This window comes from Streptomyces sp. RLB3-17 (assembly GCF_007113425.2).
Classification (GTDB): Bacteria; Actinomycetota; Actinomycetes; order Streptomycetales; family Streptomycetaceae; genus Streptomyces; species Streptomyces mirabilis_D.
In genome coordinates, this window is the sequence record NZ_CP041610.2 from 3,436,656 (window position 1) to 3,461,399 (window position 24,744).

Annotated in this window: 16 protein-coding genes; 7 read left to right on the forward strand and 9 right to left on the reverse strand. The window is 72.6% G+C overall.

Annotated features, from left to right (window positions below; genetic code table 11):
- Nucleotides 1–11: 11 nt before the first annotated feature.
- Genes FNV62_RS15980 through FNV62_RS15990 form a run of 3 tightly spaced genes read right to left on the reverse strand, consistent with a single transcriptional unit; the run spans nucleotide 12 to nucleotide 2,651 of the window.
- On the reverse strand, nucleotides 12–1,169 hold the full coding sequence (locus FNV62_RS15980; protein WP_097284262.1) for an acetyl-CoA C-acetyltransferase: 1,158 nt from the start codon (nucleotides 1,167–1,169) through the stop codon (nucleotides 12–14).
- Nucleotides 1,170–1,208: 39 nt separating this feature from the next.
- On the reverse strand, nucleotides 1,209–1,820 hold the full coding sequence (locus tag FNV62_RS15985) for a TetR/AcrR family transcriptional regulator (RefSeq protein WP_097284263.1): 612 nt from the start codon (nucleotides 1,818–1,820) through the stop codon (nucleotides 1,209–1,211).
- Between the two features lie 39 nt (nucleotides 1,821–1,859).
- Nucleotides 1,860–2,651, reverse strand: a complete 792-nt coding sequence (locus tag FNV62_RS15990) for an SDR family oxidoreductase (RefSeq protein WP_143613044.1) — start codon at nucleotides 2,649–2,651, stop codon at nucleotides 1,860–1,862.
- 46 nt (nucleotides 2,652–2,697) lie between these two features.
- On the opposite strand from FNV62_RS15990, the gene FNV62_RS15995 reads away from it, so the two are divergent.
- Together FNV62_RS15995 and FNV62_RS16000 are read left to right on the forward strand one after the other, a co-directional pair.
- Complete coding sequence (locus tag FNV62_RS15995; RefSeq protein ID WP_143607818.1) at nucleotides 2,698–3,843, forward strand: acyl-CoA dehydrogenase family protein; 1,146 nt, start codon at nucleotides 2,698–2,700, stop codon at nucleotides 3,841–3,843.
- Nucleotides 3,843–4,811: an acyl-CoA dehydrogenase family protein gene (locus FNV62_RS16000; protein WP_143613045.1), complete on the forward strand. Its 969-nt coding sequence runs from the start codon at nucleotides 3,843–3,845 to the stop codon at nucleotides 4,809–4,811. The genes FNV62_RS15995 and FNV62_RS16000 overlap by 1 nt, the downstream gene beginning before the upstream one ends.
- Here FNV62_RS16000 and FNV62_RS16005 read toward each other — a convergent pair.
- From FNV62_RS16005 to FNV62_RS16015, 3 genes are all read right to left on the reverse strand, one after another.
- On the reverse strand, nucleotides 4,786–6,447 hold the full coding sequence (locus FNV62_RS16005; protein WP_143607820.1) for a cytochrome b: 1,662 nt from the start codon (nucleotides 6,445–6,447) through the stop codon (nucleotides 4,786–4,788). The two genes, FNV62_RS16000 and FNV62_RS16005, sit on opposite strands and share 26 nt — an antisense overlap.
- 340 nt (nucleotides 6,448–6,787) lie before the next feature.
- Complete coding sequence (locus tag FNV62_RS16010; RefSeq protein ID WP_097284269.1) at nucleotides 6,788–7,348, reverse strand: HutD family protein; 561 nt, start codon at nucleotides 7,346–7,348, stop codon at nucleotides 6,788–6,790.
- Nucleotides 7,345–8,064, reverse strand: coding sequence for a vWA domain-containing protein (locus FNV62_RS16015; RefSeq protein WP_143607821.1), 720 nt, complete (start codon nucleotides 8,062–8,064; stop codon nucleotides 7,345–7,347). Before FNV62_RS16015 ends, FNV62_RS16010 begins: the two co-directional genes overlap by 4 nt.
- 264 nt (nucleotides 8,065–8,328) lie before the next feature.
- Between FNV62_RS16015 and FNV62_RS16020 the strand changes: the two genes are divergently transcribed.
- Both FNV62_RS16020 and FNV62_RS16025 read left to right on the forward strand, forming a co-directional pair.
- Nucleotides 8,329–9,204: a rhomboid family intramembrane serine protease gene (locus FNV62_RS16020; RefSeq protein ID WP_225900839.1), complete on the forward strand. Its 876-nt coding sequence runs from the start codon at nucleotides 8,329–8,331 to the stop codon at nucleotides 9,202–9,204.
- A 20-nt stretch (nucleotides 9,205–9,224) separates the two neighbouring features.
- Complete coding sequence (locus FNV62_RS16025) at nucleotides 9,225–10,073, forward strand: chitosanase (RefSeq protein ID WP_143607823.1); 849 nt, start codon at nucleotides 9,225–9,227, stop codon at nucleotides 10,071–10,073.
- A gap of 84 nt (nucleotides 10,074–10,157) precedes the next feature.
- Here FNV62_RS16025 and FNV62_RS16030 read toward each other — a convergent pair whose 3' ends face one another.
- On the reverse strand, nucleotides 10,158–10,889 hold the full coding sequence (locus FNV62_RS16030; protein WP_143613047.1) for an ABC transporter ATP-binding protein: 732 nt from the start codon (nucleotides 10,887–10,889) through the stop codon (nucleotides 10,158–10,160).
- A gap of 103 nt (nucleotides 10,890–10,992) precedes the next feature.
- Here FNV62_RS16030 and FNV62_RS16035 point away from each other — a divergent pair, with 103 nt between their 5' ends.
- Genes FNV62_RS16035 through FNV62_RS16045 form a run of 3 tightly spaced genes read left to right on the forward strand, consistent with a single transcriptional unit; the run spans nucleotide 10,993 to nucleotide 18,210 of the window.
- Nucleotides 10,993–14,427 carry an FtsX-like permease family protein gene (locus FNV62_RS16035; RefSeq protein WP_144315333.1) on the forward strand — a complete coding sequence of 1,145 codons (3,435 nt, stop codon included), beginning with the start codon at nucleotides 10,993–10,995 and terminating at the stop codon, nucleotides 14,425–14,427.
- A gap of 1 nt (nucleotide 14,428) precedes the next feature.
- Nucleotides 14,429–17,206, forward strand: a complete 2,778-nt coding sequence (locus FNV62_RS16040) for an ABC transporter permease (RefSeq protein ID WP_143607825.1) — start codon at nucleotides 14,429–14,431, stop codon at nucleotides 17,204–17,206.
- Nucleotides 17,203–18,210: an ABC transporter ATP-binding protein gene (locus FNV62_RS16045; RefSeq protein WP_054236023.1), complete on the forward strand. Its 1,008-nt coding sequence runs from the start codon at nucleotides 17,203–17,205 to the stop codon at nucleotides 18,208–18,210. The genes FNV62_RS16040 and FNV62_RS16045 overlap by 4 nt, the downstream gene beginning before the upstream one ends.
- 180 nt (nucleotides 18,211–18,390) lie before the next feature.
- Here the strand turns inward: FNV62_RS16045 and FNV62_RS16050 are convergent, their stop codons facing one another.
- Complete coding sequence (locus FNV62_RS16050) at nucleotides 18,391–19,851, reverse strand: glutamate synthase subunit beta (protein ID WP_054236024.1); 1,461 nt, start codon at nucleotides 19,849–19,851, stop codon at nucleotides 18,391–18,393.
- Nucleotides 19,844–24,436, reverse strand: a complete 4,593-nt coding sequence (gltB, locus tag FNV62_RS16055) for a glutamate synthase large subunit (RefSeq protein ID WP_205521708.1) — start codon at nucleotides 24,434–24,436, stop codon at nucleotides 19,844–19,846. Before gltB ends, FNV62_RS16050 begins: the two co-directional genes overlap by 8 nt.
- Nucleotides 24,437–24,744 lie beyond the last annotated feature (308 nt).

Here is a 24,744-nt window from a genome sequence, read left to right on the forward strand (position 1 = left end):
CCGCCCGGGCCTCAGAGCCGTTCGATGATCGTCACGTTCGCCTGGCCGCCGCCCTCGCACATCGTCTGGAGACCGAACCGGCCGCCGGTGCGCTCCAGTTCGTGCAGGAGCGTCGTCATCAGCTTCACGCCCGTCGCCCCCAACGGATGCCCCAGGGCGATGGCGCCGCCGTTGACGTTGACCTTCTCCGGGTCGGCGCCGGTCTCCTTGAGCCAGGCGAGGACGACCGGGGCGAAGGCTTCGTTGATCTCGACGAGGTCGATGGCGTCGAGGGACATGCCGGTCTTCTTCAGGGCGTACGCGGTGGCCGGGATGGGCGCGGACAGCATGCGGATGGGGTCCTCTCCGCGTACGGAGAGGTGGTGGACGCGGGCGCGCGGGGTCAGCCCGTGCTCCCGTACCGCCCGCTCGGAGGCGAGCAGCATCGCGGCGGCGCCGTCGGAGACCTGGGAGGAGCAGGCGGCGGTGATGGTGCCGCCCTCGACGACCGGCTTCAGGCCCGCCATCTTCTCCAGTGAGGTGTCCCGGCGCGGGCCCTCGTCGGCGGTGACCTCGCCGTAGGCCACGGTCTCGCGGGCGAAGCGGCCCTCGTCGATGGCGCGGATCGCCCGCCGGTGCGAGCGGAGGGCGAACTCCTCCTGGTCGCGGCGGCTGATGCCCCACTTGGCGGCGATCATCTCGGCGCCGGCGAACTGGTTGACGGGCAGGTCGCCGTAGCGCGCCCGCCAGCCCTCGCTGCCCGCGAAGGGGCCTTCGGTGAGGCCGAGGGGTTCGGCGGCCTGGCGGGAGGCGAAGGCGATGGGGATCTGGCTCATGTTCTGCACTCCGCCCGCGACCACCAGGTCCTGGGTGCCGGACAGGACGCCCTGGGCGGCGAAGTGCACGGCCTGCTGGGAGGAGCCGCACTGCCGGTCGACGGTGACGCCCGGCACCTCCTCGGGGAGTCCGGCCGCCAGCCAGCAGGTGCGGGCGATGTCCCCGGCCTGCGGCCCCACGGTGTCCAGGCAGCCGAAGACGACGTCCTCGACGGCGGCCGGGTCCACCCCGGAGCGCTCGACCAGCGCCTTGAGGACATGCGCGCCGAGGTCGGCCGGGTGGACACCGCTCAGGCCTCCCCCGCGCCGCCCGACGGGCGTACGGACCGCTTCGACGATGTAGGCCTCGGCCATGACAACTCCCTCGCAGACATGGGGTATCGCAGACATGGGCTATTCGCGTACGGAGATGCCGTCCAGCACCATCGACAGGTACTGCCGGGCGATCTCCTCGGGGCTGTGCTGTCCGCCGGGCCGGTACCAGGACGCGGCGACCCACACGGTGTCGCGCACGAAGCGGTAGGTGAGCCGGATGTCGAGGTCGGCCCGGAAGACCTCGGCGGCCACGCCGCGCTCCAGCGTGCTCAGCCACGCCTTCTCGAAGTTGCGCTGCGAGTCGGCGAGGAAGGCGAAGCGCTGCTGGGCGGCGAGGTGCCGGGACTCCTTCTGGTAGATGGCGACGGCGGCACGGTGCCGGTCTATCTCCCGGAACGACTCGGTGACCAGGGCCTCCAGCGTCCGGCGCGGGCCGAGTTCGGCGTCCAGGACGGCGTCGTAGCCCTCCCAGAGCTCGTCGAGGAAGGTCCGCAGGATCTCCTCCAGCATCGATTCCTTGGAGTCGAAGTGGTAGTAGAGGCTGCCCGCGAGCATCCCGGCCTCGTCCGCGATCTTGCGTACGGTGGTGGCGTTGTAGCCCTGCTCGGCGAAGACCTCCGCGGCGGTGTCGAGGAGTTCGCGGCGCCGCTCGGGGGTGGCGGTCACCTGGGGCTTCTTCTTGGTAGGCACGGTTCCATTGTGGTCCCAGGGGTGCCGGCCGACGACGCCCTAGGCATGTTGGCTGCTGACGGAGACGACTTCGCCGGTCATGTACGAGGAGTAGCCGGACGCCAGGAACACCATCACGTTGGCCACTTCCCAGGGCTGCGCGTAGCGGCCGAAGGCCTCGCGGCCCGTCAGTTCCTCCAGCAGCTCGGGCGTGGTCACCTTCACCAGGTGCGGGTGCATGGCGAGACTCGGTGACACCGCGTTGACGCGCACCCCGTACTCGGCGGCCTCGACGGCCGCGCACCGGGTGAGTGCCATGACGCCCGCCTTGGCGGCGGCGTAGTGCGCCTGACCGGCCTGGGCGCGCCAGCCGACGACGGAGGCGTTGTTGACGACGACTCCGCCGCCGCCCTGGTCCCGGAAACGGCGCAGGGCGGCCCGGGTGCACCGGAACGTGCCGTTCAGTGTCACGTCCAGCACGCTCGACCACTGCTCGTCGGTCATGTCGACGAGGGCGCAAGTGCCGCCGAGGCCAGCGTTGTTGACGACGATGTCCAGGCCGTCGTGGAGATCTCCCGCCAGCGCGAAGAGGGCTTCAACCTGCTGCTCGTCCGTCACGTCGCACGGCAGCGAGGCGACGTTCGCCGCGCCGAACTCCGCGGCGAGGGCCTCTTCGCTCTCCTTGAGGCGGCGGACATGGGCGTCACTGATGACCACCCGCGCCCCCTCCTCCAGGAACCTGCGCGCCGTCGCCCCGCCGATGCCCGCTCCCGCGGCGGCGGTGATGACGGCGGTGCGCCCGGTCAGCAGCCCGTGCCCGCCGACGTACACCGGACTCTCGACGTCGCTCATGCCTCCACGCTAACCTACCAAACACTTGTTAGGGAAGGTGCTGCCGATGGATCTGACCCTCTCCCCCGCCGACGAGGCCTTCCGCGCCGAGGCCCGGACCTGGCTCGCCGCCCATGTGCCACGGACGCCCCTCCCGTCCCTGGAGACCGAGGAGGGCTTCGCGGCGCACCGCGTGTGGGAGGCCGAACTCGCCGCGGACCGCTGGTCGGTGGTGTCCTGGCCGCGGGTGTACGGCGGCCGGGACGCGGACATCGTGCGCTGGCTGGTGTTCGAGGAGGAGTACTACGCGGCGGGCGCGCCGGGCCGGGTCGGCCAGAACGGCATCAACCTCCTGGCGCCCACCCTCTTCGACCACGGCACGGAAGGACAGCGCGCCCGGATCCTGCCCTCCATGGCCACCGGGGAGGTCGTCTGGGCGCAGGCGTGGTCCGAGCCGGAGGCAGGGTCCGATCTGGCCTCGCTCACCTCGCGCGCGGTGCGTACGGACGGGGGCTGGCTGCTGAGCGGGCAGAAGACCTGGTCGTCGCGGGCCGCCTTCGCCGACCGCGCGTTCGGTCTCTTCCGCAGTGAGCCGGGCACACCGAGGCCTCATCAGGGCCTGACCTATCTGATGTTCGACCTGCGCGCGCCCGGGGTCACCGTGCGCCCCATCGGCCGCCTGGACGGCAGGCCGGCCTTCGCCGAGGTCTTTCTCGACGAGGTCTTCGTCCCGGACGAGGACGTGATCGGCGAGCCGGGCGGGGGCTGGCGGGTCGCCATGTCGACGGCGGGCAACGAGCGGGGGCTGACGCTGCGTTCACCGGGCCGCTTCCTCGCCGCCGCGGACCGGCTGGAGGCGCTGTGGCGCAGCCGCGCCGACCCCTCGGACACGGCGCTGCGCGACCGGGTGGCCGACGCGGTGATCGGCGCCCGCGCCTACCAGCTCTTCACCTACGCCAACGCCTCCCGCTTCCTCGACGGCGGGACCTCAGGACCGGAGGCCAGCCTGAACAAGGTCTTCTGGTCGGAGTACGACATCGCGCTGCACGAGACGGCCCTCGACCTCCTCGGCCCGGACGGCGAGTCGGCGGACACGGACTGGTCCGAGGGGTACGTCTTCTCGCTCGCCGGTCCGATCTACGCCGGCACCAACGAGATCCAGCGCGACATTATCGCCGAGCGCCTGCTCGGCCTCCCGAAGGGCCGCCGCTGATGCGCTTCCTCCTCGACCCGCAGCAGCGGGCGTTCGCCGACTCGCTGGACGCGATGCTGACGGCCGCGGACACCCCGTCGGTCGTACGGGACTGGAGCCGCGGCGACCACGGCGCCGGCCGTGCGCTGTGGTCCCGTATCGCCAAGGTCGGCGTGTTCGCTCTCGCGGTGCCGGAGGCGTACGAGGGGATGGGCCCGCGTCCGGTGGAACTGGCCGTGGGTTTCGTCGAGTTGGGACGGCACGCGGTGCCCGGCCCGCTGGTGGAGACGGTCGCGGCGGCCGCCCTGCTGGCCGGGCTGGCGGACCCTCTGCCCGCCGGGCGGCTGCTCCCTTCGCTGGCCTCGGGCGAGGCGTCGGCGACGCTGGCCCTCGACGGGGCGTACGCCCTGGACGGCGACGCGGCGACCACCCGCCTCGCCCTGGCCGCCGACGGACTGCGGCTGTCCCCCGGCCACGGCCCGGTACGCGCCTCCCTGGACCCCTCCCGCCGCCTCACCCCCCTCGCCCCCGGCGGTGAACTGCTCTCCACCGCCCCTCCCGTCGCCCGTGCCCTCGTCTGGGCCCGGCTCGCCACCGCCGCCCAGGCGCTCGGCGTCGGTCTCGCGCTCCTCGACCGGACCGTCGCGTACGTCAGGCAGCGCACCCAGTTCGGCGTCCCCGTCGGTTCGTTCCAGGCGGTGAAGCATCGCCTCGCCGACGCGAAGATCGCCCTGGAGTTCGCGCGCCCGCTGCTGTTCGGCGCGGCCCTGACGATGGCGCCCGCCGACGTGGCCGCGGCCAAGGTCACGGCCTGCGAGGCCGCGTACGCCACCGCGCGCACGGCGCTCCAGTTGCACGGCGCGATCGGCTACACCGCGGAGTACGACCTGTCCCTGTGGCTGGCCAAGGCCCGTGCCCTGCGTACCGCGTGGGGCACCCCGGCCGAGTGCCGGGCCGAGGTGCTCAGTGGTGGTGCTCGCCGCCGGTGAGCTCCCGGTACTCCTCCGGCGTCGGCTTCGGGATCTGGGTGTCGGGTCCGTACATGGCGCGGGCGAGCCGGGCGCGCAGCCTGCGGCCGGGGCCGACCCGGCGGGTGACGCCGTTGGCGTCCACGAGCGGTCCCACCTCGTACGGCGGGGGCTGCTCGTGCTGGGTGAGCGTGAACCGCTGCGCCGGTGTGAGCGGTTCGTGCACCTCGACGTACTCGCCGTGCGGAAGCATCCGGATGACCCCGGACTCCCTTCCGTGCAGCACCTTGTCGCGGTCCCGTCGCTGGAGTCCCATGCAGATCCGGCGCGTGACGACGAAGGCGAGGGCCGGGGCGACGAAGAAGGAGACCCGTACGAACCAGGTGATGGCGTTGATGGAGAGGTGGAAGTGGGTGGCCCACAGGTCGTTGCCACCGCCGACCAGGAGCACTCCGTACAGCGTCAGCCAGGCGACACCGAGCCCGGTGCGGGTGGGGACGTTGCGCGGCCGGTCCAGGATGTGGTGTTCCCGTCTGTCCCCGGTGATCCACGCCTCGATGAACGGGTAGACCGCGATGGCGGTCATGATCAGCGGGAAGAGGGAGAAGGGGATGAACACACCGAGTTGGAGGGTGTGGCCCCACGCGTTGATCTCCCATCCCGGCATCACCCGGATGAGCCCCTCGGAGAAGCCGAGGTACCAGTCGGGCTGCGCGCCGGTCGTCACCAGGTCCGGCCGGTAGGGTCCGAAGGCCCAGACGGGGTTGACGGTCGCGATCGCCCCCATCAGCGACAGCACCCCGAAGACGAGGAAGAAGAACCCGCCCGCCTTGGCCATGTACACCGGCATGAACGGCATCCCGACGACGGACTTCTGGTCGCGTCCGGGCCCCGGGTACTGCGTGTGCTTGTGGTAGAAGACCAGGATCAGATGGGCGACCACCAGGCCCAGCATGATGCCCGGCAGCAGGAGGACGTGGATCGGGAAGAAGCGCGGAATGATGTCGTGGCCCGGGAACTCGCCTCCGAAGAGGAAGAAGGAGAGGTACGTTCCCACGATCGGGACCGACAGGATCGCGCCCTGGGCGAAGCGGACGCCGGTGCCGGAGAGCAGGTCGTCGGGGAGCGAGTAGCCGGTCAGGCCGGTGATCAGGCCGAGCATCAGCAGGGTCCAGCCGAACAGCCAGTTGACCTCGCGGGGCTTGCGGAACGCGCCGGTGAAGAAGACGCGCATCATGTGCACGAGCATCCCGGCGAGGAAGACGATCGCCGCCCAGTGGTGGATCTGCCGGACCAGGAGTCCGCCGCGCACCTCGAAGCTGATGTGGAGGGTGGACTCGTAGGCGCGGGTCATGAGGATGCCGTTGAGCGGTTCGTACGGGCCGTGGTAGACGACCTCGGAGGCGCTCGGCTCGAAGAAGAGCGTGAGGTAGACACCGGTCAGGATCAGGATCAGGAAGCTGTAGAGGCAGACCTCGCCGAGCATGAAGGACCAGTGGTCCGGGAAGACCTTGCGCATGTTGGCCTTGGCCAGCGCGTAGAGGCCGAGGCGTCCGTCGGCCCAGTCCGCCAGCCGCTCGCCCCCTGGCGTCTCGTCCCTTCGCCCCGCACGTGAAGTCCCTTGCCCCCGACCGGAGTTGATCTCTCCCGCGCCCATGGGTCACCCCCTCGGCCCACCAGAGTGGCACGACACCTCCCCGAAGCCAACGGCGCGTCACCCCCCACCTGCCTCTCGCCCCCGCCGCCCCTACCCGTCCCATCCTCGACCTGGGGGCTCCGCCCCCACCCCCCCGATCGGCCTGAACGGCCTCGTCCTCAAACGCCGGACGGGCTGAAGAGGTGAACCGGCGCCGACAAGAGCGCCCCGTCAGGGGCGCGGGGAACTGCGCGCCCAGCCCCCACCCCCCGCAGGTTGAGAGCCCACCCGGGGGTCTGGGGGCGGAGCCCCCTGGGATGGGACGGGTAGGGGCGGCGGGGGCGAGAAACCGGGCGGGGGCTCAGCCGTTCGGCGTGAGGGTGATCACGGCGGTGTGGCCCGTCGCGCGGAGCGTCGCTTCCTCGTCCGTCAGGAGCACGGCGTCGTGGCGCCCGAGGGTCACCCCGGCCACCTCGGCCGTGCCGTCGAGGGCGACGACAACGACGGCCGGGCCCGCCGGGAGGGCGAGGGACCGGCGGGGGACGGCGACCGTGACGGTGGGGGTCGCGGCGGCGCCCCGGTGCCACATGACGTTGAGATTGACGACCGGCCCCCCGAGGAGGCGGCAGCCGGTCGGCAGGTCACCCGGGAAACGCTGCGGGACGAACCGCGTGGCGACCCGGCGCCGTTCACCGCCGACCGTCAGGTCCATCCCCTCCCCCTCGACCATGGTGAGGATCCTGTCCACGTCGGCGAACGCCGAGAACGGCCCGTCGGAGCCGACGTCGGCCAGGCTCACCCGCCACTCGAAGTCCCCCATGTCCGCACCCTCGGGCCGGGCGACGATCTCGCGCGTCACCCCGCCACCGTTCTTCCAGGGCACGGCCACCCGCCCGGCCGCCGGCAGGACACGCACGGTCACCGGACGATCCCCCGCTCGCGCGCGGCCGTCAGCCACTGGGGGAAGTCGCCCACGATCCGGTCGTACAGCTCGACGTCGGAGATCTTCCGAGGCTGTGAACCCGCGTGGAAGAAACCGGCGTTGTCGACGACCCGCTTCTGCGGCACCGGCAGCTCGTCGAGTTTGCGCAGGAACTCGAACTGCTTGCTGTCCGGGTCACCGAACCCTATGAACTGCCAGAACAGCGGAAGCTTCGCCGCCTTGCACAAGTACCTCTCGGCGGCGAGCTTGTTGATGGGGCCGCCGTCGGTCTGGAAGACGACCAGGGCGGGGTCCGTGGAGCCGCTGTCGAGATAGTGGTCGATGACCGCGTCCATGGCCAGGTGATAGCTGGTCTTCCCCATGTGACCGAGCCCGGCCACGATCTTCTCCACCCGGCCCCGATGGTTGTCGAGCGCGATGTCCGTGACCGCGTCGATGTCCGTGGAGAAGAAGACGACGGGGACGGTGCCGTCGTCGTCGAGGTGCGCCGACAGGCCGAGCACCCGGTCCGCCAGCGCCTGCACACTGCCGTCCTTGTAGTACGGCTTCATCGACCCGGAGTAGTCGACGACCAGGTACACCGCGGCCCGCTGTCCGCTCAGCCCGTGCTTGGTGAGGGAGACACCGGCGCTCTTGTACAGACCGACCAGCGCGGGCGCGGTCTCCTCCACCTTGGTGAGGCTGATTCCGGCCATGCGGGGCTCCCATCGCACGAGGGTTGCGGAAACGCCGAGATTACGGCACCGGGAGCCCCTGCCCTCCCCCTCCCACATGGGCGTTCGCTATTTTGTTCGCCGCCGACCCCACCGGCTCATCGTCCCCCTGATCTCCGTACCCGCGAGGAGCCGGTCGTGGAATCCGAATCCACTGAATCCACTGAATCCACTGAATCCACTGCATCCACTGAATCCGCCGAGTCCACCGAATCCGCCGTCACCACCTGTTATCGCCACCCCAAGGTGGAGTCCCATGTGCGCTGCACCCGGTGCGACCGCTACATCTGCCCGGACTGCATGCGCGAGGCGGCCGTCGGTCACCAGTGCGTGGAGTGCGTGAAGGAGGGCGCCAGGACGATCCGGCGGGCCCGCACGGCGTTCGGCGGCCGTATCTCGACCGTGCCCGTGGTGACGTACGTCCTGATCGCGCTCAACGTGCTGGCCTATGTGGGCGAGGTGGTGCGCCCGGCGATCGTGGACCGGTTCGAGATGCTGGGCGCGGCGCTGACGGGGCCCGACGGCGGGCACTACCTCTGGCAGGCCCAGTACCCCTCCGACTTCCACCCGGAGGGCGTGGTCGACGGGGAGTGGTACCGGATGCTGACCGGTGCGTTCCTCCATCTGCCGCCCACCGAGGGCACGTTCGGGATTCTGCACATCGTGATGAACATGGTCTCGCTGTGGAACCTGGGCCGGGTGGTGGAGGCCCAGCTGGGCCGGATCCGCTTCGTCACGCTCTATCTGCTCTCGGCCCTCGGCGGCTCGGTCCTCGTGCTGGTGATCGCGCCCTACACGCCCACGCTCGGTGCGTCGGGTGCCATCTTCGGGCTGGGGGCCGCGTATTACGTCATGGCCCGCCGGCTGGGCGCCGACATGAGCGCCGTCAACCGTTTCATGGCGGGCCTGCTGCTGTGGCTGCTCGTCTCGGCGGGACTCACCTCCTGGCAGGGCCACCTCGGCGGACTCCTGGCGGGCGGGGTGGTCACGCTCGCCTACGCGTACGCGCCCCGGGACCGACGCCGTGCGCTCGTCCAAGCGGCCGCGTGCGCCGCGCTGTTGGCGCTGCTGGTGATCACGGCCGTCGGAAAGGTGTCCGAGCTGACGAGCGGAGCGGCCTGAGCGCTCCCTAGGCTGAGCCCATGAAACGTGCTCGGCTCCTCCTGCTCGCGGTCCTCCCCCTGGTCGCGGTGGCGGTCTGCTTCCTCGCCCCGGGACTCACGGACGCGAGCGGGGCCGCCGGGCGCGCGCGGGCCCGCCAGGACGCCCAGCGACCGGCGGGCGCGGGCCTCGCCGCCCCGGACAAGAAGGAGCTGGCCCAGAAGCTCGTGGCGAGCGCGGAGAACTCCACGCTCGACTGGCGCAGCGCGTATGCCTACATCGAGGACATCGGCGACGGCCAGGGGTACACGGCGGGTCTCATCGGCTTCTGCACCGGCACCCACGATCTGCTCGTCCTGGTCGAGGGCTACACGAAGGACCACCCGGGCAACGGCCTCGCCCGCTACCTCCCCGCCCTGCGCAAGGTCGACGGGACGGACTCGCACGAGGGTCTCGGCCCGGGATTCGTGGCGGCCTGGCGCAAGGAGGCCTCGGTGACCGCCTTCCGCAGGGCGCAGGACGCCGAGCGGGACCGCGTCTACTTCGACCCCGCGGTGCGCCGCGCCAAACTCGACGGCCTCGGCACGCTGGGCCAGTTCATCTACTACGACGCCATGGTCATGCACGGGCCCGGCACCGGCGCGGGCGGCTTCTACGACCTGCGCGCCCGTGCCATGGCCCAGGCCGACACCCCGGCCGAGGGCGGCTCCGAGAAGACCTACCTCGACCTCTTCCTCGATGTCCGTCGCGCGGCGATGAAGGCCGAGAGCGCCCACCGCGACACGACCCGCATCGACACGGCCCAGCGGTTGTTCCTGTACGACGGGAACCTGGACCTGCGCACGCCGCTGGAGTGGAAGGTGTACGGGGAGACGTACAAGGTGCCTTAGCCCCTCACCCACGGTGCCGTAGCCCCTCACCCACGTGCCGCGGCCCCTCCGCCGAGGTGTCTGCGCCCGGTCGGTCGGGCGCCGTCAGTGCTCGACGACCTCGCCGTCGCTCAGTTCGAGTACGCGGTCGGCCAGGCCGAGGAGTTGGGGGTCGTGCGTGGCGACCAGGGCCGTGACGCCCTCACTGGCGACCACCGCCCGCAGCAGCTCCATCACCGCCAGGCCGGTCTGCGCGTCCAGCTGTCCGGTCGGCTCGTCGGCGAGCAGCAGGGCTGGGTGGTTGGCGAGGGCGCGGGCGATGGACACCCGCTGCTGCTGCCCGCCGGAGAGCTCCGCCGGGCGCTGGGCCCCGTGGTCGGCGAGCCCTACGAGGGCGAGCAGCAGGGCCACGCGCTCCTCACGTTCGCGGGGGTCGGCTCTGCGCAGCCGCAGCGGCACTCCCACGTTCTCGGCCGCGGTGAGGATGGGGATGAGTCCGAAGGACTGGAAGATGTAGCCGATGCGGTCGCGGCGCAGTTCCAGCAGCTCGTTCTCACCGAGTGCGGACAGGTCGGTGCCGTCGACGAGGACGCGGCCGCGGTCCGGGCGGTCGAGGCCGCCGATCAGATGGAGCAGGGTCGTCTTGCCGGAGCCCGACCGGCCCTTGAGGGCGACGAGTTCACCGCGCCGCAGCTCGAAGGAGGCGCCGCGCAGCGCGTGCACGGCCACCGCGCCCGTGCCGTACGAGTGGTGCAGGTTCTCCACCCGCACCATCGGTCCGTCGGCGGATTCGCCCACGAGGGCGGCACCGGACCGCGTGCCGGTGTTCTCCGTCATCGACGCACCCCCTGCGGAATGGAACTCGTGTACCCAGAACGAGAACCCCATGATATTCATGTCGGGTTGGCGAGGGGTGGCTCGGCAATCGGGTGGGGGACGAGTGACGGGCTTCTTGTTGCTGCGCGTTCGGGCGCATCGGCTGCTGCTCGGCGCCGCCCTGCTCGCGGTGCTGCTGACCACCTCGGTGCTCGCCGCCCTCGCCGCGTTCTCCGCCTCGGTCGGGGACGCCGCGCTCCGACAGAACCTGAGCGGCCCGGCCGCGACCTCCGCCTCGCTCGTCATCAGCGCCGACGTGCCCCGCGGCCGGGAGCAGGCGGCCCAGGACGCGGCGGTCCGCGGCGCGCGCCGGACCTTCGCGGGGCTTCCGGTGACCGTACGGACGTTGCGCGGTTCGGGGCCGTACGCGCTGCCCCGTTCCCTCCAGGGCACCGATGGCCGCACGGGGCAACCGGACCTCACCCACTTCGCCACCCTCGACCGGTCGCGGATCAGGCTGGTCTCGGGCACGCTGCCCGGCCCGGCCCCGGCGGCGCGCACCGCTCCCGTGCCCGTGGCGCTGCCCGAAGTGGCCGCCGACCGGCTGAAGGTGCGGCCCGGCGCGCGGATCGCCCTGACCGACCGGCTGGGCGGCGCGCCCCTGACGGTCCGGGTCACCGGCGTGTACCGGGCCGCCGACAGCGCGGATCCGTACTGGCAGCTGGACACCCTCGGCGGTCACGGGGTGCGCACCGTCGACTTCACCACCTACGGCCCGCTGCTCGCCGACCCGTCCGTCCTCGCCTCCCGCACCTCCGCGGGCACCACCGGGTGGGTGGCGACGGCCGACTACCGGAGTCTGACCACCGACGGCATCGACGCGCTGCGCGAGGCCTCGGCGCGCGAGCCCGAAGTGCTGCGCAAGAACCGCGAGAACACAGCGTTCGGAGCCGGGGCGACCGTGCGGACGGCGCTGCCCGCCGTGCTCGACAGGACCGGGCGCGCGCTGCTCGTCTCCCGGTCCACGCTGATGATCGTCTCCGTCCAGTTGGTGCTGCTCGCCGGGTACGCGCTGCTGCTGGTGGCGCGCCTGCTCGACACCGAGCGGGCGGGCGAGACCGATCTGCTGAAGGCGCGGGGTGCCTCGCGCCGCCGGATCACGGGCCTCGCCGTGCTGGAGGCGCTGTTGCTCGCCGTACCGGCGGCGGTGGGTGCCGCGCTGGTGTCCGGTCCGCTGGTGCGGCTGCTCGCCCGGTGGTCGTCCCTCGACCGGTCCGGGGTGCGGCTCGGGGACGCTCCGGTGCTCCAGGTGTGGCTGGTCGCGGCCGGGGTCGCGGTGTGCTGCGCGGCGGCGGTCGTGGCGCCCGCGCTGGCCGCGACGGCGGGTGCGCCGCCGCGGCTGCGGCGTGTGCGGGCCGCGGCGGGCGCGGCGCCGGTGCGGGCCGGGGCCGACGTGGGGCTGCTGTTGATCGCGGCGGTGGCGTACTGGCAACTCGACCGGCAGACCGGCTCGTCCGGTGGCGGCGCGCTCAGCCGTGACCGGGCGGGCGATCTGGGCATCGATCCGCTGCTGGTCGCGGCGCCCGCACTGGCCCTGCTGGCGGGCACGGTGCTGACGCTGCGGCTGCTGCCGCTGGGGGCGCGGCTCGCGGAGCGGCGGGCCGCGAGCGGGCGGGGCCTGCCGGCGGCGCTGGCGGGCTGGCAGTTCAGCCGGCGTCCGCTGCGTGGGGCGGGGCCGGTGCTGCTGCTGGTCCTGGCCGTGACGACCGGGATGCTGGCGATCGGGCAGAGCGCGTCGTGGCAGCGGTCGCAGGGCGACCAGGCGGACTTCGGGACGGGTGCTTCCGTGCGGGTGCTGGACGGCAGGCCGGGCAGCCCCGGCCAGACCGGTCTGTACGCCGCGCTGCCCGGGGTACGGGACGCCGCTCCCGCCTACCGCGCCACCACGGACCTCTCCGGCGGTCGCAGGGCGACGGTGCTCGCCCTGGACACGGCGCACGCCGGGGAGGGGATATTGATGCGCGGCGACCTCGCCGACGAGCCCGTGGGACGGCTGCTGCGGGGTCTCGCGCCTCGGGAGCAGGCGGCCGGACCCTCGGTGTCGCTGCCCGACGGCACCCGGCGGCTCGCGCTCGACCTGCGGATCACCGACGAGACGGCGGCAACGGGCGGGACGACGGCCGCGGGTGAAGGGGCGAAGGCGGGGCGTTCTCCCTCCGGACTCGCGCCGCTGGTCACCGTCGTCGTCGAGGACGGCTACGGCATCGCGTACCGGCTGAGCGCCGGGAAGCTGCCCGTCGACGGCCGGGTCCACCGGGTCACCCTCGACCTGGACGTGTCGGCTTCGGGCGCCCGCGCCACGCCTGCCGGGCCGCTGCGGCTGGCCGGGCTGCAGCTCGACGGCACGGTTCCCGCGGGCGAGCCCGAACAGCACCGGCTCACCGTCGTACGCATGCTGTCCACGGGCCCCGACGGAGCCGCCCGCGCGGTCGCGGTGCCCGCCGGGGTGCGCTGGCGCGGCAGCAGGACCGAGACGGCGGACGGAGCGGCGCTCCCGTCGACGGCCCTGCGTCCGGCCGTGTCGAGGACGGCGCCGCTCACGGTCTCGTACGGGACGGGCAACGCGCCCGGGAGCGACGAATGGGCCTCCGGTCCGCCGGAGTTCACCGTCCGCCTCGACACCGCGCGGGCCACGCCCCCGGCACGGATCGCGGCCGTCGCCACCCGGGCGTTCCTGCGCGCGGCCGGGACCGAGCCGGGCGAGAGCATCGACGTGACGCTGGACGGGGAGCGGCTGCGGGTGACGATCGTGCGGTCGGTGAGCGAGCTGCCGACGACCGGAGCGGGCGCGGCCTGGGCCGGGGCCACCGCGGAGGCATCGGACGGAGCGGCGGACGAGGGCGGGGCGGAAATGGCGGACGGGGGCGCTCTGTTGCTGGATCTGCGCGCCGTGAACGCCGTGTTCGCGCAGCGCGCACGCGCTCCGCTCGCACCCGCCGAATGGTGGCTGAGCACCGCCCCCGGCAGGGCCGCGCAGGTCGCGGCCGCGCTGCGGGCCCGCCCCGACATCGAGCCGGACCAGGTGCTCGTACGGGACGAGGCCGCGGACCGGCTGCTGGGCGATCCGCTCGGCGCCGGGCCGCGCGCGGCGCTGCTGGCGGTGGCGGTGGCCGCCGCTGCCCTTGCCGCGGGCGGCTTCGCGGTGGGCACCGCGGGCTCCCGGCGCGAGCGGTCCGCTGAGTTCGCCGTGCTCAGGGCCCTGGGTGCGGGCCGCCGGGAACTCGCCCGGCTGGTCGCCGTGGAGCAGGGCCTGTTGATCGGAGCCGGTCTGCTCGCCGGTCTCGGCCTCGGTACCGTCCTGACCCGGGCCGTCGTCCCGCTGATCGTGCTGACCCCGGGGGCCGCGCGACCGGTCCCCCGCGTCCTCGTCGAACTCCCGGTGTCCCAGGTGGCGCTGCTCCTCGTGGGCGTCGCGGCCCTGCCCCTGCTGATCAGCGCCGCGACGGCCGTCCGCCGCGCCGACCCGGCGGTCGCGCTCCGCCACCAGGGGGACAGCTGAGATGGCCTGGTGGAGACAGCGCACGGAGCGCGGTGTGGCGCCCTGGGTGCGTACGCGGCTGCGGACCGCCCCCGGGGCGGCCGTCGCGTTCGGAGTGCTCGTGCTGGTCACGGCGTTCCTCGCGGCGGCGCTGCCGCGCGCCCTCGACGCGTACGAGACGAAAGGGCTGCGGCAGGAGATCGCCGGGGCGCCCCCGGCCGCCACCTCGGTGGAACTGAGCGCACCGCAGCCGGGCTTGGAGATCGCGCAGTCCACCCGGGAGAAGGCGGTGCGGCCCCCGGCGCTCGCGGCCGTGCGACGCGCGGCGCTGGCCAGGCTGCCCGCGCCGCTGCGGGCGGACACCACGGAGTCGGCCTACGGGGTGCGGACCTCCAAGAGCCTCGTCGGACTGAATCATTGGCTGCCGGTGATCGACGCGCCGCCCCGTTTCACGCTGGTCGCGCAGTCGGGACTCGCCGCCCACGCCACCGTGCGCGGCGGGCGGCTCCCCATCGCCGCCGGGGAGGTGACGGCGGACACCAGGAAAGTCGAGGCCGCGGTGACCGAGGCGACCGCCCGGACGCTGCGGCTGCGGGTCGGTTCCGTCATCGACGTGGACGGCTTCGGAGGCGCGCCGCTGGTCGTGCGGATCACCGGGATCGTGGAGCCCCGGCATCCGCAGGGCGGTTACTGGTCCGCGGAGCCGGTCCTGCGCACCCCGGGCGTGGCCGCGGACGCCCCGGTCCCTCCGCAGTTCCACTGGGACGCGGGCCTGCTGCTGGCGCCCGGCGCCGCCCCGGTGCTCCTCGGCAGCCAGGGACAGCCGGAGCTGTACTGGCGGTTCGCCCCCGCCACCGACCGGCTCACCGCACAGGACGTCCCGGGGCTCGTCTCCCGGATCGCCTCCCTCGAAGGCGGGCCCGAGCTGCTGCGGATGCGCGAGGTGGCCGGGGGCACCGCGGCCGTCGCCACCGATCTGGAGACGATCGTCGGCTCCTACACGACGACCCGCGCGGCGATCACGCCCGTCGTGGCGGTCGGGGCGTTCGGGATCGGCGCGGTCGCCGCCGTCGTCCTGGTGATGGCCGGCGGCCTGGTCGCCGCCCGCCGGGCCGCCGAACTCGCCCTGCTGCGTGCGCGGGGCGGCTCGCTGCGCGGGATCGCCGGACGGCTCCTCGCCGAGACCGCGGTCGTGGCGGTGCCCGCGGCCGCCACCGGTCTGCTGCTCGCCGTCCTCACCGTCGACGAGGCCCGGCTCCTGCCCGCCGTGCTCGGGGCGTCCGCCGTCGCTCTCCTCGCCTGTGCCGTACTGCCGGTGCGGGCGGTCGTGGCGCACCGCAGGCCGCGGGCGCACGCGGAGCGCGACGATCTCGCCCACGCCAGGCCCGGCAGGCGCCGCACGGTCGCCGAACTCACCGTGCTGGTGCTGGCCGTCGGCTCGGTCGTGGCGCTGCGGCGGCGCGGCGCGTCCAGCGCGGGCGACCTCCTGGTGAGCGCCGCCCCGGTCCTGGTCGGGCTGATCGCGGCGCTGGTGCTCGTACGGCTGTATCCGCTGCCGCTGCGGTGGGCCGCCCGCCCGGCCGCGCGAGGGCGCGGGGTGGTCGGTTTCCTGTCGCTGGCCCGCGCGGGCCGCTCCTCGACGGTGGGCGTCGCGCTGCCGCTGCTGGCGCTGCTGCTGGCCCTGACGACGGCGGCGTTCGGGGGTTCCGTGCTCGCCGGGGTGTCCGACGCCCGGGACCGGGCCGCGCTGCTGGCGACCGGCGCGGACGCGCGGATCGCCGGGCCGGGCGAGGTGACGCCGCTGCCGGCGGACGTGGCAGGGGCGGTACGGAAGGTCGCGGGCGTACGTGCGGTGACGGCCGTGCGGATCGAGCGCACGGCGGAGCTCACCTCCGGCGGGGCAGGGGCGAAGGAGGGCCTGACGCTGATCGGGGTCGAGCCGGCGTCGTACGCCCGGCTGGCCCGGCAGACGGGCCTCGGGGCGTTCCCCGCGGAGGTGTTGAAGCCCAAGGGGGCGCAGGGTGCGGGGACGGGGCGGGTGCTGAACGCCGTCGCCTCCCCCGGTCTCGCGGAGCGTCTGGGCCGCGCACCGCGTCGGATCACGTCCCTCGCGGGTGACATCACCGTCCGGATCGCCGCCGTACGCTCCCGCACCCCCGCCGCCCCCGGCGCCGACTTCCTGCTGGTCGACGCCGCGGGCCTCACGCACTCCGACCCGACGACGCTGCTGGCGACCGGTGCCGCACTCGACGCACCGGCCCTGCGGACGGCCGTGCGCGGCGCCGGGAAGGGCCTCACCGTGACGTCGCGCGACGAGGAACGGGCGGCGCTCTCCGACGCGCCGTTGCAGGCGGGCGCCGAGCGGATCTACACCACGGCCGCCCTGGCCGGTGCGGGGTACGCCGTACTCGCCCTGCTGCTCTCCCTGCTTCAGTCCGCGCCGGAACGAGCCGCGCTGCTGGCCCGGCTGCACACCATGGGCCTCACGCCCCGCCAGGGCCGTCGGCTGCTCAGTCTGGACGCGCTGCCGCAGGCGCTGCTCGCGGCCTCGGGCGGGATGCTCGCCGGCTGGGCCACGGTCCGGCTGCTCGCCCCCGGCATCGACCTGGAACGTCTCGCGCTGGCCACCGCGGCGGGCCGAGTGCCGGTGATCGGCGCATCGCTGCGTACCGACGTGTGGTCGCTGCTCCTGCCCGCGGCGGGCACGGTGCTGCTGGCGTGGGCGGTGGCCGTCGCGCAGGCCTGGTGGGCGGGGCGCCGTACGTCGATCACCGAACTCAGGACAGGAGGCATGCGATGACCCCGACGACCTCGCGGACGAGCCTGGCGGAGCTGGAGCATCGGGCGGCGGCGCGCCGCGACCGGCCCGCGTACGGGCGGGACGCCCTGATCGCCTGCGACCGGCTGGTCCGCATCTTCTCCGGCCGGGCGGCCGGGGACGGCTCCCCCGGGCGCGGTGGCTCCGCCGGGGTGGAGGTGCAGGCGCTCCAGGGGCTCGATCTGCTGGTCCAGGAGGGCGAGTTGATGGCCCTGGTCGGCGCCTCCGGCAGCGGCAAGTCGACCCTGATGAACATCCTCGCCGGCCTCGACGTGCCCACCGCGGGCGCCGCGCGGGTCGCGGGCCGCGATCTGCTCACGATGAACGCGAAGGACCGGCTGCGCTACCGCCGTGAGGTGGTCGGTTTCGTCTGGCAGCAGACGGCCCGCAATCTCCTCCCCTATCTGACGGCGGCCCAGAACGTGGCGCTGCCCATGCAGTTGAAGGGCGGCCGGGGCCGCGGGAAGCGGCGGGCCGAGCGGGCGGAGGAACTGCTCGCGATGCTCGGCGTCGCCGACTGCCGGGACCGTCGGCCTCAGCAGATGTCCGGCGGGCAGCAGCAGCGGGTCGCGATCGCCGTGGCCCTCGCCAACTCGCCGTCCGTGCTGCTCGCCGACGAACCGACCGGTGAGCTGGACTCGGCGACCGGCGCGGAGGTCTTCGCGGCGTTCCGCCGGGCCAACGAGGAGTTGGGCACGACGATCGTGATCGTCACGCACGACCAGGCGGTCGCCGGCGAGGTCCGCCGCGCGGTCGCGATCCGTGACGGCCGTACCTCGACGGAGGTGCTGCGCCGCACGGAGGTCGACGCGGAGGGCCAGGAGTCCCTGGTGGCACGGGAGTTCGCGACGCTGGACCGGGCCGGCCGGCTCCAGCTGCCCGCCGAGTACACCGCGGCCCTCGGGATGGAGGACCGGGTGATGCTGGAACTGGAGCAGGACCACATCGGGGTCTGGCCGGACGACACCGGGCACCCGGCCGACTGAGACCGGCCACCACGACGCGCCGCCGCCGACCCGGCTCTGTTGACGACGCGTCACCGCGCCCGCCACCGTCCAACCCGCTGACGACGCACCACGGCGCCCACCACCGTCCGGTCGGGGACAAGGCAGGCGCCGCGTTCAGTTCCGTACGCCGTTGTACGGGACGTTTGTCGGGGTGGAGCGTCAGACCATCAGCGAGCGGTCCGTCGGGCGGATCGGGGCCGGCAGGTCGCTGGCCCCGGTCAGGAAGCGGTCGACGCCGCGGGCGGCCGAGCGGCCCTCCGCGATGGCCCAGACGATCAACGACTGGCCGCGGCCGGCGTCACCGGCGACGTACACGCCGGGCACGTTGGTCGCGAACTCGGCGTCGCGGGCGATGTTGCCGCGCGCGTCGAGCTCCAGGCCGAACTGCGAGACCACGCCGTTCTCGACGTCGGTGCCGGTGAAGCCCATGGCCAGCGTGACCAGCTGGGCGGGGATCTTGCGCTCCGTGCCCGGCTTCTGGTTCAGCTTGCCGTCGACGAACTCGACCTCGGTGAGGTGCAGCCACTGGACGTTTCCGTCCTCGTCGCCCTCGAAGTGGGTGGTGGAGACCGAGTAGACGCGGTCGCCGCCCTCCTCGTGCGCGGAGGTGACCTTGTAGAGCATGGGGAACGTCGGCCAGGGCTGGCCCGGGCTCCGCTCCTCGCCGGGCTGCGGCATGATCTCCAGCTGCGTGACCGAGGCCGCGCCCTGGCGGTGGGCGGTGCCCACGCAGTCCGCGCCGGTGTCGCCGCCGCCGATGACCACGACGTGCTTGCCCTCGGCCGTGATCGGGGGCGCCACGTAGTCGCCCTCCTGCACCTTGTTGGCCAGCGGCAGGTACTCCATGGCCTGGTGGATGCCCTTGAGCTCGCGGCCGGGGACCGGGAGGTCACGCGCGGTCGTCGCACCGGCGGCGATGACCACGGCGTCGTACCGCTTGCGCAGGTCCGTCGCCTTGAGGTCGCGGCCGATCTCGATGCCGGTACGGAAGCGGGTGCCCTCCGCGCGCATCTGCTCGATGCGGCGGTTGATGTGCCGCTTCTCCATCTTGAACTCGGGGATGCCGTAGCGCAGCAGGCCGCCGACGCGGTCGGCACGCTCGTACACGGCGACCGTGTGGCCCGCCCGGGTGAGCTGCTGGGCGGCGGCCAGGCCCGCCGGGCCCGAGCCGATGACGGCGACGGTCTTGCCCGACAGGCGCTCGGGGATCCGCGGGGCGACGTCGCCCGTGTCCCACGCCTTGTCGATGATCGAGACCTCGACGTTCTTGATGGTCACGGCCGGCTGGTTGATGCCCAGCACGCACGCCGACTCGCAGGGAGCGGGGCACAGGCGGCCCGTGAACTCCGGGAAGTTGTTCGTGGCGTGCAGACGCTCGGACGCGGCGGACCAGTCCTCGCGGTAGGCGTAGTCGTTCCACTCGGGGATCAGGTTCCCCAGCGGACAGCCGTTGTGGCAGAACGGGATCCCGCAGTCCATGCAACGGCTGGCCTGCTTGGAGATGATCGGGAGCAGCGAGCCCGGAACGTAGACCTCGTTCCAGTCCTTGACGCGCTCCGCGACGGGGCGGGTCCTGGCGACCTCGCGGCCGTGGTTCAGAAAGCCCTTGGGATCAGCCATTGGTCGCCGCCTCCATCATCTTCTCGGTGATCTCGGACTCGGGGAGTCCGGCTCGCTCGGCGGCGTCCTTGGCGGCGAGCACTGCCTTGTACGTGCTGGGGATGATCTTGCTGAAGCGGTCCACCGCTGTGTCCCACTCCGCCAGGAGCTTCTCGGCGACGGTCGAGCCGGTCTCCTCCTGGTGGCGGCGCACCACGTCGTGCAGCCACTGCTTGTCGGTGTCGTCGAGGGCCTCGACGGCGCCCACGTTGCCGACGTTGACGTTGTCGCGGTTCAGGTCGACGACGTACGCGATGCCGCCGGACATGCCGGCCGCGAAGTTGCGGCCCGTCTCGCCGAGGACGACCGCGTGACCGCCGGTCATGTACTCGCAGCCGTGGTCGCCCACGCCCTCGGAGACCACCGTCGCGCCGGAGTTGCGGACGCAGAAGCGCTCGCCGGTGCGGCCGCGCAGGAAGAGCTCGCCGCCCGTCGCGCCGTACGCGATGGTGTTGCCCGCGATGGTCGAGTACTCGGCGAGGTGGTCGGCGCCCCGGTCGGGACGGACGATCACCCGGCCGCCGGAGAGGCCCTTGCCGACGTAGTCGTTGGCGTCGCCCTCCAGGCGCAGCGTGACACCGCGCGGCAGGAAGGCACCGAAGGACTGGCCCGCGGAGCCGGTGAAGGTGATGTCGATGGTGTCGTCGGGCAGGCCGCCGCCACCGAACTTCTTCGTCACCTCGTGGCCGAGCATGGTGCCGACCGTGCGGTTGATGTTGCGGATCGCGACCTGCGCGCGCACCGGCTGGGCGTCGGCCTGGGTGTTCGCGGCCAGCGCGTCGGCGGCGAGCTTGATCAGCTCGTTGTCGAGCGCCTTCTCCAGACCGTGGTCCTGGGCGATGACCTGGTGGCGCACCGCGCCCTCGGGCAGCTCGGGCACGTGGAAGAGCGGGGACAGGTCCAGGCCCTGCGCCTTCCAGTGGGTGACCGCCCGCTCCACGTCGAGGTTCTCGGCGTGGCCGACGGCCTCCTCGATGGTGCGGAAGCCCAGCTCGGCGAGGATCTCGCGGACCTCTTCGGCGATGAACTTGAAGAAGTTCACGACGTACTCGGCCTTGCCGGCGAAGCGGTCGCGCAGGACCGGGTTCTGGGTGGCGATGCCGACCGGGCAGGTGTCCAGGTGGCAGACACGCATCATGACGCAGCCGGAGACGACGAGCGGCGCGGTCGCGAAACCGAACTCCTCGGCGCCGAGCAGCGCGGCGATGACGACGTCACGGCCGGTCTTCAGCTGGCCGTCGGTCTGCACGACGATACGGTCGCGCAGGCCGTTGAGCAGCAGCGTCTGCTGGGTCTCGGCGAGGCCGAGCTCCCAGGGGCCGCCCGCGTGCTTCAGGGAGGTCAGCGGGGAGGCGCCCGTACCGCCGTCGTGGCCGGAGATGAGCACCACGTCCGCGTGCGCCTTGGAGACACCCGCGGCGACCGTGCCGACACCGACCTCGGAGACCAGCTTGACGTGAATCCGCGCCTGCGGGTTCGCGTTCTTGAGGTCGTGGATCAGCTGGGCCAGGTCCTCGATGGAGTAGATGTCGTGGTGCGGGGGCGGGGAGATCAGGCCCACGCCCGGGGTGCTGTGCCGGGTCTTGGCGACCCAGGGGTAGACCTTGTGGCCGGGCAGCTGGCCGCCCTCGCCGGGCTTGGCACCCTGCGCCATCTTGATCTGGATGTCGTCGGCGTTGACCAGGTACTCGGACGTGACGCCGAAGCGGCCGGAGGCGACCTGCTTGATCGACGAGCGGCGCGCCGGGTCGTAGAGCCGGTCCGCGTCCTCGCCGCCCTCACCGGTGTTGGACTTGCCGCCCAGCTGGTTCATGGCGATGGCGAGGGTCTCGTGCGCCTCCTTGGAGATGGAGCCGTAGGACATCGCGCCGGTGGAGAAGCGCTTGACGATCTCGCTCACCGGCTCGACCTCGTCGATCGAGATCGGCTGCCGGTCGGACTTGAAGCCGAACAGGCCACGGAGCGTCATCAGGCGCTCGGACTGCTCGTTCACCCGGTCGGTGTACTTCTTGAAGATGTCGTAGCTGCCGGAGCGCGTCGAGTGCTGGAGGCGGAAGACCGTCTCCGGGTCGAACAGGTGCGGCTCGCCCTCGCGGCGCCACTGGTACTCGCCGCCTATGTCGAGGGCCCGGTGTGCGGGGGCGATGCCGGAGGCCGGGTAGGCCTTGGCGTGCCGCGCCGCGACCTCCTTGGCGATGACGTCGAGGCCGGCGCCGCCGATCTTGGTGGCGGTGCCGTTGAAGTACTTCTCGACGAAGGCCTGGTCGAGGCCGACGGCCTCGAAGACCTGGGCGCCGCGGTAGGAGGCGACGGTCGAGATGCCCATCTTGGACATGACCTTGAGGACGCCCTTGCCGAGCGCGTAGATCAGGTTGCGGATGGCCTGCTCGGGCTCGATGCCGGTCAGGAAGGTGTCGGCGCGGACCAGGTCCTCGACCGACTCCATCGCCAGGTAGGGGTTGACCGCGGCGGCGCCGAAGCCGATGAGGAGGGCCACGTGGTGGACCTCGCGGACGTCGCCCGCCTCGACCAGCAGGCCCACCTGGGTGCGCTGCTTGGTGCGGATGAGGTGGTGGTGGACGGCCGCGGTGAGCAGCAGCGAGGGGATCGGCGCGTGCTCGGCGTCGGAGTGGCGGTCCGACAGGACGATCAGACGGGCGCCGTTCTCGATGGCGGCGTCGGCCTCCGCGCAGATCTCCTCGATCCGCGCGGCGAGGGAGTCGCCGCCGCCGCTGACCCGGTAGAGACCGGACAGGGTCGCGGCCTTCATGCCCGGCATGTCGCCGTCGGCGTTGATGTGGATGAGCTTGGCCAGCTCGTCGTTGTCGATCACCGGGAAGGGCAGGGTGACGCTACGACAGGACGCGGCCGTGGGCTCCAGCAGGTTGCCCTGCGGGCCCAGCGAGGAGCGCAGCGAGGTGACGAGCTCCTCGCGGATCGCGTCCAGCGGCGGGTTGGTGACCTGCGCGAACAGCTGGGTGAAGTAGTCGAAGAGCAGACGCGGGCGCGCGGACAGGGCCGCGATCGGGGAGTCCGTGCCCATGGAGCCCAGCGGCTCACCGCCGGTGTTGGCCATCGGCGCGAGGATGATGCGCAGCTCTTCCTCGGTGTAGCCGAAGGTCTGCTGGCGGCGGGTGACCGAGGCGTGGGTGTGCACGATGTGCTCGCGCTCGGGGAGGTCGGAGAGCTCGATCTCGCCGGCTTCCAGCCACTCCGCGTACGGCTTGTCGGCGACGAGGCCGGCCTTGATCTCGTCGTCCTCGATGATGCGGTGCTCGGCGGTGTCGACGAGGAACATCTTGCCGGGCTGGAGGCGGCCCTTGCGGACGACCTTCGCGGGGTCGATGTCGAGGACGCCGACCTCGGAGCCGAGCACGACGAGGCCCTCGTCGGTGACCCAGTAGCGGCCGGGGCGCAGACCGTTGCGGTCGAGGACCGCGCCGACCTGGGTGCCGTCGGTGAAGGTGACACAGGCCGGGCCGTCCCAGGGCTCCATCATCGTGGAGTGGAACTGGTAGAAGGCGCGGCGGGCCGGGTCCATGGAGTCGTGGTTCTCCCACGCCTCCGGGATCATCATCAGCACGGAGTGCGGGAGCGAGCGGCCGCCGAGGTGGAGGAGCTCGAGCACCTCGTCGAAGGAGGCGGAGTCGGACGCGTCGGGCGTGCAGACCGGGAAGACCCGCTCCAGGCCCTTGTCACCGAAGAGGTCGGAGACCAGCTGGGACTCGCGGGCCTTCATCCAGTTGCGGTTGCCCTTGACCGTGTTGATCTCGCCGTTGTGCGCGACGAAGCGGTACGGGTGGGCGAGCGGCCAGCTCGGGAAGGTGTTCGTGGAGAACCGGGAGTGCACGAGCGCGATCGCGGAGGCGAAGCGGCGGTCGGACAGGTCCGGGAAGAAGGGCTCCAGCTGGCCGGTGGTCAGCATGCCCTTGTAGACGATGGTGCGCGCGGAGAGCGACGGGAAGTACACGCCGGCCTCACGCTCGGCGCGCTTGCGCAGCACGAACGCCTTGCGGTCCAGCTCGATGCCGGTCGAGACGCCGTCCGTGACGAAGATCTGACGGAAGGCGGGCATCGTGGAGCGGGCGGTGGCGCCGAGCAGCTCGGGGGCGACCGGGACCTCGCGCCAGCCGAGGACGGTCAGGTCCTCGTCGGCGGCGATCGTCTCGATCTGTGAGACGACATCCTCGATGCCGTCCTCGGGCAGGAAGGCGATGCCGACCGCGTACGCGCCGGCCGCGGGCAGCTCGAATCCGGCCACCTCGCGGAGGAACGCGTCGGGCACCTGGGACAGGATGCCCGCGCCGTCGCCCGAGTCGGGCTCGGCGCCGGTGGCACCCCGGTGCTCCAGGTTGCGCAGCACGGTGAGCGCCTGCTCGACCAGCGCGTAGCTCGCCTCACCGGTGAGGGTGGCCACGAAGCCGACGCCACAGGCGTCGTGCTCGTTGCGGGGGTCGTACATACCCTGCGCAGCAGGGCGAGCATCCATGAAGGACCACTTCTGGCCATTCGTGGAGTGCTGGGACGGCTGGCGCGGCGTACGCATCGGCTCTCCCGTCGTCGTCGTGGCATATGCATGTGCCGAGGGACGACGTTGGCCCTCTGCTTAGGGGTGCAAAATTTCGTGCAGGTTACATGATGGGGCGGTTCTCGGGAACCGGATACTACGTTCCAACATGCGGACACCGTGGGGTGGCGTGGGGGTACCTCGCACGACAGTGAAGTTAAGGGGACCTAAGCGGACAGATCGATGTCCGTGGGCCCGGAGTACGGCAGGCAACGTCACCCACCGCACTGGCGCGGCGCAGGCCTCATTGCCCGCAGCGCTTACGGCTCATTCCCAGTGGTTAAGCG